The organism is Endozoicomonas sp. ALE010 (assembly GCF_049310165.1).
Taxonomy (GTDB): domain Bacteria; phylum Pseudomonadota; class Gammaproteobacteria; order Pseudomonadales; family Endozoicomonadaceae; genus Endozoicomonas.
In genome coordinates this window covers 31063-42218 of the sequence record NZ_JBLYNV010000028.1, presented here as the reverse complement: position 1 = coordinate 42218, position 11156 = coordinate 31063, and the positions used below count along the sequence as shown (strand labels likewise).

At 52.6% G+C, this 11156-nt stretch carries 10 protein-coding genes; all 10 read right to left on the bottom strand.

The genetic code is table 11. The features are described from left to right. Positions 1 to 152: 152 nt before the first annotated feature. The 10 genes from ACO6UY_RS13110 to mbhE all read right to left on the bottom strand — a co-directional run bounded on the left by ACO6UY_RS13110 (position 153) and on the right by mbhE (position 10907). Positions 153 to 1064, bottom strand: coding sequence for a phytanoyl-CoA dioxygenase family protein (locus ACO6UY_RS13110; protein WP_422466064.1), 912 nt, complete (start codon positions 1062 to 1064; stop codon positions 153 to 155). Beyond that, positions 1061 to 3412, bottom strand: coding sequence for a glycosyltransferase family protein (locus tag ACO6UY_RS13105; protein ID WP_422490169.1), 2352 nt, complete (start codon positions 3410 to 3412; stop codon positions 1061 to 1063). Before ACO6UY_RS13105 ends, ACO6UY_RS13110 begins: the two co-directional genes overlap by 4 nt. After that, positions 3412 to 4503, bottom strand: a complete 1092-nt coding sequence (locus ACO6UY_RS13100; protein WP_422490167.1) for a hypothetical protein — start codon at positions 4501 to 4503, stop codon at positions 3412 to 3414. Before ACO6UY_RS13100 ends, ACO6UY_RS13105 begins: the two co-directional genes overlap by 1 nt. A 771-nt stretch (positions 4504 to 5274) precedes the next feature. Next, complete coding sequence (mnhG, locus tag ACO6UY_RS13095) at positions 5275 to 5580, bottom strand: monovalent cation/H(+) antiporter subunit G (RefSeq protein WP_101749109.1); 306 nt, start codon at positions 5578 to 5580, stop codon at positions 5275 to 5277. Continuing rightward, positions 5577 to 5885, bottom strand: coding sequence for a cation:proton antiporter (locus ACO6UY_RS13090; RefSeq protein ID WP_422467171.1), 309 nt, complete (start codon positions 5883 to 5885; stop codon positions 5577 to 5579). Before ACO6UY_RS13090 ends, mnhG begins: the two co-directional genes overlap by 4 nt. A gap of 1 nt (position 5886) precedes the next feature. Next, positions 5887 to 6363 carry a Na+/H+ antiporter subunit E gene (locus ACO6UY_RS13085; protein WP_269676833.1) on the bottom strand — a complete coding sequence of 159 codons (477 nt, stop codon included), beginning with the start codon at positions 6361 to 6363 and terminating at the stop codon, positions 5887 to 5889. Next, positions 6360 to 7913 carry a proton-conducting transporter membrane subunit gene (locus ACO6UY_RS13080; protein WP_422490165.1) on the bottom strand — a complete coding sequence of 518 codons (1554 nt, stop codon included), beginning with the start codon at positions 7911 to 7913 and terminating at the stop codon, positions 6360 to 6362. Before ACO6UY_RS13080 ends, ACO6UY_RS13085 begins: the two co-directional genes overlap by 4 nt. Beyond that, the gene (locus ACO6UY_RS13075; protein WP_209201934.1) at positions 7910 to 8263 is read right to left on the bottom strand and encodes a Na+/H+ antiporter subunit C; all 354 of its coding nucleotides are present in this window, start codon (positions 8261 to 8263) and stop codon (positions 7910 to 7912) included. Before ACO6UY_RS13075 ends, ACO6UY_RS13080 begins: the two co-directional genes overlap by 4 nt. After that, positions 8263 to 8655 (bottom strand): MnhB domain-containing protein, encoded by a 393-nt coding sequence (locus ACO6UY_RS13070; RefSeq protein ID WP_269672616.1) that lies wholly within the window; start codon positions 8653 to 8655, stop codon positions 8263 to 8265. Before ACO6UY_RS13070 ends, ACO6UY_RS13075 begins: the two co-directional genes overlap by 1 nt. Beyond that, positions 8655 to 10907 carry a hydrogen gas-evolving membrane-bound hydrogenase subunit E gene (mbhE, locus tag ACO6UY_RS13065; protein WP_422490163.1) on the bottom strand — a complete coding sequence of 751 codons (2253 nt, stop codon included), beginning with the start codon at positions 10905 to 10907 and terminating at the stop codon, positions 8655 to 8657. Before mbhE ends, ACO6UY_RS13070 begins: the two co-directional genes overlap by 1 nt. Positions 10908 to 11156 lie beyond the last annotated feature (249 nt).

The following is an 11156-nucleotide window of genomic DNA, read 5'->3' as shown; positions in this document are numbered from 1 at the left end:
CTGGAGCCTGCAGGAGGTGGAACAGCCTGTTTCTGCCCGGAATAATAAGAGTTTTATGGGAGGCTAATTTACGGAGAGATTTGGTATGCATTCCCACGGGGGACCGTGGGAAGAAGGTATCATCAAGCGCTTCCTTTCTAGTCAGGTAGTACTCACCAAGGTTCGACGCCATAGATTTTCCTGCCTGTTTCCGTCAGGTTTTCCCGGTTCACCCGTAATGATTCAATATGAGAACCTGCCGTTTTTCGCAATCCTGCTTCATGATCGTATTGGCCTACGCCACTTTCCAGGGCGTGCACCCTTTTTTCCCTTAGCGCCTCATCGGCAGAGGCGGGGAGAAAGCTGATCATCGCCAGCATACGGTCGCGCCTGTCGTCGGCGCAGTCCGGGTCTGGATTAAATCGTGAGTGGGTCAGGCGAGAATCCCAAACCACCATCTCCCCCTCTTTCAATTGCACAGCCCGGAGTGTCTGCCAACGGTCTTGTACATCCTCGCCCTGATATTCAATCCAGCCCTGTTTTTTATCTGACCACGATTTATATTGCCCGAAGTCATGATGGGAGCCGGGGATAATACCCAGCATGCCGGTGGTTTTATCACAATCCCTGAGCGCCAGTAAGCCTTGAACTGCACTGAAACCGGGCTGGGTATGAGGGTTTTGATCCACATGAAGGGGGAGGAAGCTGTTATGGTCTGTTTCTGGCCGCATATAAATGCATCGGTCAAATACCACCCATAGTTTTTTATTATCCCAAAGGGTTTCAAACAGCTTGACCATGGTTGGGTTCTGCCTCAGCTGGGCCAGGGCATCATCATGGTACAGTTCAAAAAAACCATTGATGCTGGCTCCCGGATGATGCTTGACCTGACGCTGCAACAGGCTGACGGCACTGTTACGATCCGCTTCAGTGGAAACATTCCCGGCAACGATGTAACCATGCTCCACAAAGGCTTCTTTGATGACTTTCGGGTCAGCCCGCTGTCCATCGTAAACTTTATGATCGGTATAACTGATCTCTTTAAAGGTATTGTTACTGCAATTGGGGCGTGCCAGTGGGTTCATTGTTTTTCCTCCTCCTTCAGGGTGTTTTGTTTATGTAGTCTTTGCAGAATCTGATCAGCAATGACTTTCCCTCCGCCATGGGAAAATCGTCGGTCAAGTTCACTCAATGATGACTCGTCGGTATGGGACAATTGCTGGTGAGCAATAGCCATGAGATGGCTGAGTGTTGTGATTGCTCCGGGTTCCGTCGTTAACCTTTCGATAAGATGAGTGATGGATTCCATAACCTCTTCCTGACTTTTGAAGTAGTCAATGGGAGCGGTCCCGGGAAAGATGTCATGCCAGTCAATGCTGGCATCCACCATGTGATTTTGCTTGAGCAGTCTTAACTGCTGGCCCTGGCTGTCATTGGCCGGAGGCAGCCAGATAATTTTTTTCCCCAGGGCGGCCGCCTCAAATATGTTGCCAAGTCCCGGGGTCATCAGGGCCACTGTTGATTGCTGCAAAACATCCTGCACTTGATCAGGTGTCAGTGTCTGGACCTCAAACTGGTCCCCTGTGGCCTCTGCCAGGGTGCGGCTGCCCAGAAATTGGAGCTGGTCGTAGTGACTGCCAAGGGTCTGGTTGATGCAGTTCATGATGATTTTTGCGTAGTTCACCATGATGGAAGAAGTCACCAGGGGATTCATCAGCCCACCGGTATTGACCAGCAACAGACTGGCCGTATTGGTTTGGGGGTGCCTATCCTGAGGACGCTGCAGGCCGGAAACAATGGAAGGTACGACGATGGTTTCCGGCAGTTTATTCCTGTTTTCCTGTAACCGCTCCTGCACGGTGAGAAAGTTCTGTACCAGATAGAGGTCGGCATGGGTAATGGCTGGAGACACCTCTTTCCAGTACCAGGACAGTGGATCATATACGATGACCTCAAGGCCTGCTTCTTTGGCCCACCCGGCAACCTCCAGATCACAGGCGGTGATAAACAGATCGTATTCACGCAGGTGGCGGAGGTACTTTTCTTTTCGGTCGGTGGCAGAGCCCTGTCCGGTGCAGTCAATGATTCGGTTATAGGGGTACTTGGACTGAATATCGAGGGTGTGCTTTTCGCCGATATAGGCGAGGTGTCTGGCCTGTTTGCGCACGTAAGGAAATATTTCCCCGATGGCAGCAGAAGGGCCAAAACCGAAGGGTTCTGCATTAAACAGTATCTTTTTTTCTGCCCCTGAATCCGTGCTGGAAAATGTGATCTCCTGGCAGGGGGAGGGCTCCTGAACAGGGCGCTGGTTTTCCTGCAGCGTCTGCTCAACGATCTGGATAACCTGGTCTTTGCCATTGCCCCGCAAAAGCACGGTATTATCTTTGCCGATGTTGTCGGAATAAAAAGCCAGGTTGGCAATAAACGTTTTCAGTTTTTCTGCACTCAGCTCCCCCGAGTTTATCCCAAACTGGTTGTCGCCAATCACTTTGGCATTGATCTGCTGTTCATACAGATTTTTCAGGGGTATGGCATAGACGGGCTTGTTCAGGTACATGGCTTCTGACAGCAGTGTGTGTCCTGCGGTGGAGATCACCCCGGTGCAGGCCGCGAGTAATGAAACAAATTGGGCGTCGCCATGGTGATAAAACCGACAACACTCACTATCAGCAGGAAGCAGACACTGTATGGGTAAAAATATATGTACTGTGATGTCGTCTGGTACATTCTCCTGGACGGTCTGTAGCCATTGATCAATAGGCAGAGAGGTCCACGACTGGGCAGTAATGTACATCAGTAACGAGGCCGTTGTGCCATGGCCTTGTTCTTTGGCAGCAATGATTTCCGGACGAATCACCGGTGGCAGCAGGGTTACATTGGCAATATCCCTGCGCTGTTGCTCTTGAATATCAGGTTGAACGTTGAAGAAAGAGATTGCCAAACGCCTGTCGGCACGGGGAAAGAAAAGTGACAGCCGCTCCCGTTCATCCCGAAATGACGTACCCGCCAGATCAGGTATGAAGCTGCCGGTTAAAAACTTGCTTTGCTGGTCGCTGGTGATCAGCGGAGCCTGCTTGCTGTAGGCATACTGGGCGGACACCTGCTCGTAATCACTGATCACCAGATCCGGAGTACCCAGTTTTTGGTTCGCTACTGCCATGGCCCGGAAGTTGATTTGGTTGAAGTTCATGCGGTTGTTTTGTGGCAGCTTACTGGTGGCCTCAAAATCCAGCCCGGTCAGACAGCCAGCAATGTAGGGATTGTTCACCTCACATACGCGAACCCCCGGATACTCCTTCTGATGGTTGTGGAAATACTCCAGCGCCTGCCCATAAGTGAACAGGACGATCTGATGATCTCTGTCCCTGAGGTAATTGAGGCAGGGCAACTGACGGTTCAGATGGCCGTTGCCAATGCCACAGATGCCAATCACTATCTTTTTTTTTTCTCCGTTGGCAGCACCTCCATGGACAGCGTGGGCATGATGGATTGGTAAACGTCCTGCAGTGGACCGCTGATCTGTCGTGTTTGCCGCCCGTCCTCGCGAAGATAATCACTGAGCTTCTGCGCCAGGTAGTCTTTGACCTCGCGAGGAACGGTTCCATCAAGGACGGCATCATAATCACCAATCAGAATATCCTCGCGCTGCTTGTCGAGGAACAGGTTAAACAGCTGATGTCTTGCGCTTTCAGGGGTCAGGGTTTTTTCCATGAAATCGTCGGTTAACTTGACCAGCACAATGTCCCGTATCGGGACTTCCGATTCCGGGTCACTGTAGTAATCCGAAGGCAGCTGAAAATGCGTCCGGTCGCCAACACTGGTGAGGGACTGTTCAGATTTTCCTGCTTCAGCAACTCCGGCACTGACCAGGGGCTCCCATTTGGGCATATCATGGTTACGCACCGAAATGGTCTTGGTGCCCGCAACGGCTTTGAGTTGCCCGTCATCGGTAAACCTGACGAGGGTTTTGTCTGCCGAGATGATTTTTCGTTCTGGCAGTTTGAGATGCCGCAGGGCATGCTTCAGTACCAGTGTGGTTTTGCCAGAGCCTGAGGCACCGGCAAGCAGGTAACAGCCCGAGGCATCGCCGATACAGGCCGCATGGACCGGGAACAGTTTTTTTCGTAACCACTCAACCCGACAGGCCCCGTAAAGAAGGTGTGGCAGGGTATCCGGCATGATGTCGTTATCGGGAGCCATAACCTGAACGTATCCTTCACGTTGCACGATGGCCGGGCGGCTGTTGGTCTGGACGTGTTCCACGGTCACCAGGGGCTGGTCACCATTCCCGGGCTGTGGCTTAAATCCGGGCAGGTGGGCTGACAGGTGTTGAATATCCCGCTGGGTCAGTGAAATGTCACCGGTTGAGGTGAAATCGAAACAGTGCTGTTGTCCGATGTGACATTTAACGGAAACCTTGACCTCTGGCGTATTGACTGGATCCTGGCCATGGTCAGTGTTGTCTATGGCTCCTATCCTTGCTGCTTCAGAAGAAGAGCCGGGTAAAACGGGTAGTGAGTTCATTATTTAAGGTTGTAATCATTTTTGCCTTGAGAACTCCCCAGCCAGGCAATAATGACCTGAGCAATGTGGAATTTTCATTGTGCAGGGTGACTGAAAAATCAGATCACAAATTATTAGGACCGACCGACTATGGCGACCATAAGAATTTGGTTTGATCAATGGCTCTTTTGTTAAGTGGACAGTCGCTGTCCAGTGATTTTTAAGACCATCTAATCAAGAGAAAGTTCATTGTCCTAGGAGCCTGTCCGAGAATAGACTGCCCTACGCGGCAACTGCTCCTGCGTTGCTCTAGCTCCTGCATCCATGCAGTCGTGCGGTGGCAGCAAATTGGTCTAAAAATTCCGTTTTGTTCGGCAAATAGCCCCGCTATTCACCTCACAAAACGAAATTTTTATCCTCAATTTTCTGCCATCCTCGCTGTGGGCGCTATTCTCGGACAGGCTCCTAGATTTGTGCTCAAGTTTGAGCAACCACGAAAACACAAAACAGCAATCTATTTCTTGCTGGCTCGGGGACTGTTGGAAAATTCCAGTACTTGAATCTTGTTTATCAAGTCAGTGCGGCAGAAATCATCAAAGACAGGGAAAGCAAAAAAAACTGAAACAAGTGAGGAAAATGTCAGGATAAAAGGGGGGAGTCGTTTTAGCAGGTTCATTTGCAAACTGATTGTTCTTAAATAATTTCCCCATGATCCCTGAAGCGGCGTCGAAAAGAAGAGGCACCGAAGTGAAAAAAGGCCCGAAGTTTCAGGCCTGCTTCAGAAGGGAAGAGTTAATCCTGCTGATGACCACGCCACATCTGGTAATTATTCATCAACAGCGATTTACCCATCAGGTGTGCTGCAACGGGGGCGGTCATCAGGATGAAGGCGATAATCCCGACGGCCCGGGAACTGATGGAAACCCCCTGAAAGTGCAGGGCCACAGCCACCATAATTAAACCAACCCCGATGGTCCCCGCTTTGGTGGATGAGTGCATGCGAATGTAAGCATCCGGCATCCGTAAAATACCCAGCGCAGAGAAAAAACTGAACAGTACCCCGACAATTAAACAGCTGGCGACGACCCAATCCATCATGATTTGTCTCCTGAACTTAAACCCGAATCAGCGCGAGACTGGCTCAGTGGCACGCGCATAATAAAGCGGGCAAAGGCAATGGTGCTGAGAAACGCCACCAGGGCCAGGGTGATGGCAATATCCATAAATGCCGTGGCGTTGCTGTAAATGGTGAATACACCAATAAAGCCGATGGTGATAAAGGCGATGAGATCCAGGGCAATCACCCGATCCGCCAGCGAAGGGCCTTTGCACAGTCGGATAAATGCCAGGACCAGGCTGGCTAACAAACCGACAAAGGCGAAATGAGTGGCAAAAACCATCATGTCAGTCACGGGTCACCTCCAGAATACGACGCTCCAATGATGTTTTGATATCGTCGATCACCGATTGTTCGTTCTTGCTGAACATGGCATGTACGATCAAATACCGGCGATCTTCACTGACATCCAGCGTCAGTGACCCCGGCGTGAGCGACACCATATTGGCCAGCAACATAATCTCCATGTCAGATTCAACCGCCAGCGGCACTTTGATAATGGCCGGATGGCTCAGGTGGGTGGGGGTGATGACGTCCCACACCACTTGCAGGCTACTGGTCAGCAGTTTGTACAGGAACACCGCCAGCAGCTTCAGGGCTGCCAGGAATTTGCGGCCGTAGTGGGGTTTATTACGAAAAGGTTCGGTCAGCAACAGGGCAAAAAAACCGACCACAAAACCAATGGTAAAATCGGTGCTGCCATAGTCGCCGTTCAGCAGCATCCAGCCAAACGCCAGCAGGATGTTTAACAAAAACAGGTTCATGGTTGCGTTCCTCCAGCGGCTCCTGGTACGGAGAGATGCGCTGAATAAGCCGTGCTGTCGCTGCCAAGCACGGCATCAATATAAGGCTGTGGATTGAGCAGGTTGGTTGCAGCGGTTTCTGCCAGCTGATAAATGGGTTCGACCAGCAAACCAATCAGAATGGTCAATACGGCCAGTGCCGCAATAGGGACGACATACAGGCAGTTTTCCCGCCGGGTCAGGGGGATCGGTGCAGCGGCATTGTCCGGCAGTGGTTTCCAGAACGCTTCGGCCCAGATTTTGGTCATGGAATAAATAGTCATCAGGCCAACAAACAGGGCGGTGGCCGCCAGCAGATAGGCGTCAGTTTGCAGGCTTGCCTTGATCACCAGAAACTTGCCCCAGAAGCCGGACAGTGGTGGAAAGCCCGCCAGAGAGAACGCCGGAATCAGAAACAGCAGCGCCAGCCACGGCATGCTTCGATAAGCGCCACCCAGCTCACGCAGGTTATCACTGCCCTGTCTGCGCTGCAGGAAGCCGCCGATCAGGAACAAATTGGCCTTAACAATAATGTGGTGGATGATGTAGAAAATCGCACCGGTGATGGCCAGCGGTGTATAGATGGCCAGTCCCATCAGCATATAGCCAATCTGACTGATAATATGAAACGACAGAATACGTTTAATATGGAATTGACTGGCCGCACCCAGAACGCCGGTGAGCATGGTCAGGCCGGCAATCACCATCAGCAATGGCTGGTAGCCGCTATCGACCAGGTCAAACACAATAGTGAAGACGCGGAGCAACGCATAAACCCCCACTTTGGTCAGCAGTGCGGCGTACAGGGCAACGATGGCGCTGGGCAGATGATGATAGGACGCTGGCAGCCAGGAGAAGACCGGGAACGCCGATGCCTTGATGGCGAAACCAAAGAGAAACAACCCGGAAATCAGCATCATGGTGGTGTCCGGCAGTAACGGAACTTTGGCGTGCAGGTCGGCCATATTCAAGGTGCCGGTAGCGCCATACAGCAGCCCGATGGCCAACAGGAAAACCATGGTGGAGATCAGGTTGAGCACCACGTATTTAACCGCCGCATCCACCTGCTGTTTATTGGCATTGAGCACCATCAGGCCAAATGAGGTAATGAGCATGACCTCAAAAAACACATAGAGATTGAAAATGTCGCCGGTTAAAAAGCTGCCCATCACACCGGCCAGCAGCGCATGAATCAAACTGTGATAGATCCCATAGAACGGTTTGCTGCGCAAATCGGTGGTGCTGTAGAGCACAATCGCGACACCGATAATGGCGGTAATCAGCACCATGCTGGCCGATAGCAGGTCGGCGACAAAGACAATGCCGAAGGGGGCTTGCCAGTCACCAAAGGCGGTTACCTGCAGGCCCTGGGAAATGACCTGCTGGACCAGCAACAGGGCGATACACAGGTTGGCGAGGGCTCCGGACCAGCTGATCATCGATGACAGGGTGCGGGCGCGAAAGCTGAAAGCGCAGGCGGTAGCGGTCAGCAGTGGAATAAAAACAGGCATAACCAGTAGCCAATGGGTCATTGCTCTGTCTCCGCATGTTGCATTTTGTCCATATCAGCGGTGCCAAATTCTTTAATGGCGCGGTAGGCCAGTAGTAAGGTGAACAATAACAGGCCGAAACCGATCACAATGGCGGTCAGAATCAGCGCCTGTGGCAGCGGGTTGGCGTAACCGGCGGCCGGGAGCAGGGCATCACTGGCAATCAGTGGCGGATTGCCCCGGGTTAACCGGCCAGCGACAAAAATGGCCAGGTTGATGGCGTTACTGACCAGAATCATACCGAACAGAAAGCGCACGATATGACGCTCCAGCATCAGGAAAACGCCGCAGGCAGTCATCAGGCCGACGACCAGACACCAGAGAAACTCCATCAACTTAACTCCTCTTCAACATTGAGCAGGATCATCAGTACCGATCCGATGACAGCGAGGTATACGCCAACGTCAAATAACAGTGGACTGCCGACTTTGCCCAGCCACAGGCCAGAGAGAAAAGGCTGCCCGAAAAACAGCGGCAGCAGACCGGCGAACAGCGCTATGGCCACACCAGAACCGGCAAAGGTGGCCGGTGAATAGACCAGGCGCTCACGCACATAGGCCGGGGTTTCGGCCAGCATTAACAGGGCAAAGGCAATGACGGCAATCAGGCCGGCAATAAACCCGCCGCCGGGATTGTTATGGCCACGCAACAGCAGGTAAACAGAAAACACCAGCATCAGCACCGTGACGATATGGGCGCTGGTACGAAAGATAATCGATGACATTAACGGTGCTCCTTGGGGGTTTCAGAGACCATCTGGTTAATCCGTTTGCCAGCCAGTACCGCGACGGTTGCCAATCCGGCAATCACCACCACAACGGCTTCTCCGAGGGTGTCAAACGCGCGGAAATCCACCAGGATAACATTGACGATATTGCGCCCTCGGCCACCGCTGACACTGGTTTGGGCATAGAACTCGGAGATTGCCTGATTCATGGGTTCGGCGGTAATAATCCACAGAGCCAGGGTGATGCTGATGCCGATGCCTGCGGCAACGCCGGCGTGTACCAGGCGGCGAAGCGCTGAATGCTGGGGAACCGTGTTGGCAGCAGATAGATGGCGTAACACGATGGCGATAAAGACCACCAACAGGGTCTCTACCAGCAGCTGCGTTTTGGCCACATCCGGGGCGCTGTACACCAGGAAAACCAGTGTGGTCAGAAAGCCAATGGTGCCCAGTGCGGTCACCGCCAACAGCAGGGTGCGGGCCTTGACCACCACCACCGGGGCGATGACCAGAAACAGGGCCAGCAGAATATCGTAGTACTTCAGATCCCAATCAATCGGTGGCAGGGGGTGTATTTGCCAGAGTACGGTGCCGAGAAAGGCCAGTAGTACCAGGAAAAACTGCAGGCTGTATTGAGTGAGCTGACCGTGCTGTAGCAGCCGGGTTTGCCAGTTTGCCAGCTTGACCACCGCATCCAGCAGGGACTGATAAACCGCAGGGCCGGAGGGCAGCCCGGACATAAGCTGGTCGAGCCGGGGCTTCAGGCGTGGATAGCCAACATAGAGCAAGATACCCAGTAACAACGTGAGTGCACTTAGCAGCAGTGGCAGGTTTAACCCTTCCCAGAGCTTCACCGTTTTCGGGGTAGCCAGCATTACCGTGGCAGCGGGATCAATCACCAGACCCTGATACCAGTTCAACAGAGCCAGCGGCACAATGATCGACAGCAGTGCCAGAACGATGGGGGGCAACCAGAGCAGCGGATTATGCTCAACGGCTTTCATCGGTGCGGCCTTGGCATGGTGAGGCCGTAAAAAGGGTTTGATGACGATCAGCAATGCCAGCGCCACCATAATGGCATTAGCCAGCAGCATGGAGCCGGAAAGTACCCAGCCAAATTCCAGCCCTGCTTTATAGAGATATTCCTTGGACAGGAAACCAAACGACGGTGGCAGACCCGCCTTTGACGCAGCGGTCACCAAAGCGGCAGTAAAGCTGATGGCCAGCACCGCACGCAGGCCCGCCAGTTCATGGTATTCCCGGGTGCCGGTGGCCTTATCGATATTGCCGACCACCATAAACAGTCCGGCCTTATAAAAGGAGTGCGCGGCAATCAACAGTAACGCGGCAGTGATGGCATAGCTGCTGCCGATGCCAATCAGCATCACCAGCTGGCCAAGAATCACATTGGTACTGAAGGCAAGCATCAGCTTTAAGTCGGTTTGACGGTAAGCCTGTAGGGCGCACCACAGGGCAGTAAAGGCACCGGCACTGCACAGCAGCGTGAACCATAACGTGCTGTCTCCGTACACCGGCAGCAGTCGTGCCAGCAGGTAAACACCGGCTTTGACCATGGTGGACGAGTGCAGATAGGCACTGACGGGGGTTGGTGCGGCCATGGCACCGGGCAACCAGAAATGAAAGGGAAACTGTGCTGATTTGGTGAATACCCCCAGCAAAACAAGCAACAGTGATGGTGTAAACCAGGCGTGCTGAGACAGCGAAGCCCCCTGGGTGATGATGGCGCTGAGGCTGTAGGTGCCCGCCATTTCCCCCAGCATAATCAGGCCCGCCAACAGTGCCAGACCGCCGCTGCCGGTGACCAGCATGGCTTGCAGGGCGTTCTTGCGGGATTTTTCCTGTTCGTGGTTAAAGCCAATCAGCAGATAGGAGGTGAGGGTGGTTAATTCCCAGAATACGAACAGCAACAGCAGGTTATCGGCCAGCACCAGACCCAGCATGGCCAGCATAAACAGGGTCAGATAGAGGTGAAACGCACTGCGGCCTTTATAGGGTTTCATATAAGCGATGGCATAGAGCTGAACCAGAAACCCGACGCCACTGATTAAACTGGCAAAGAGGACGCTGAGGCCATCAAGGCGGAGTGAAAAATCAATACCCAGTGACGGAATCCAGGGCCAATGCAGCAGAGACTCCGGTGGTTGATAGCTGGCGCTGATCAGCAGAAAAATCCCCAGCGGCAGCAGTGCGCAGAACGCCAACCAGAGTTTAAGTGTTGGATTTTGCATGAAATAAGGCCGTAAATATCGTTTGGATGAGAAAGCCGTAATTAAGGTGGGACATTATAATGGCACTTTCGCTTTACTATATAGACAAAAGTTATGTCACCTATAAGGGCTGTGTGTGCGAGGTGGTATTGGAGTGATCTGTTTTTTCATTAACAGCTTTTTACTTTGATAGTAAAGATATAACGCGTGAATAATGATCAAGAATGACGGGTTCATGGGGATTACAAAATTCAGGGGGGGAGTCAAAAT

Coding starts and splice junctions, on each gene's coding strand:
- ACO6UY_RS13110 (WP_422466064.1), bottom strand. CDS start 1,064: ATGAACCCACTGGCACGCCCCAATTGCAGTAACAATACCTTTAAAGAG.
- ACO6UY_RS13100 (WP_422490167.1), bottom strand. CDS start 4,503: ATGAACTCACTACCCGTTTTACCCGGCTCTTCTTCTGAAGCAGCAAGG.
- mnhG (WP_101749109.1), bottom strand. CDS start 5,580: ATGATGGATTGGGTCGTCGCCAGCTGTTTAATTGTCGGGGTACTGTTC.
- ACO6UY_RS13090 (WP_422467171.1), bottom strand. CDS start 5,885: ATGATGGTTTTTGCCACTCATTTCGCCTTTGTCGGTTTGTTAGCCAGC.
- ACO6UY_RS13085 (WP_269676833.1), bottom strand. CDS start 6,363: ATGAACCTGTTTTTGTTAAACATCCTGCTGGCGTTTGGCTGGATGCTG.
- ACO6UY_RS13080 (WP_422490165.1), bottom strand. CDS start 7,913: ATGACCCATTGGCTACTGGTTATGCCTGTTTTTATTCCACTGCTGACC.
- ACO6UY_RS13075 (WP_209201934.1), bottom strand. CDS start 8,263: ATGGAGTTTCTCTGGTGTCTGGTCGTCGGCCTGATGACTGCCTGCGGC.
- ACO6UY_RS13070 (WP_269672616.1), bottom strand. CDS start 8,655: ATGTCATCGATTATCTTTCGTACCAGCGCCCATATCGTCACGGTGCTG.
- mbhE (WP_422490163.1), bottom strand. CDS start 10,907: ATGCAAAATCCAACACTTAAACTCTGGTTGGCGTTCTGCGCACTGCTG.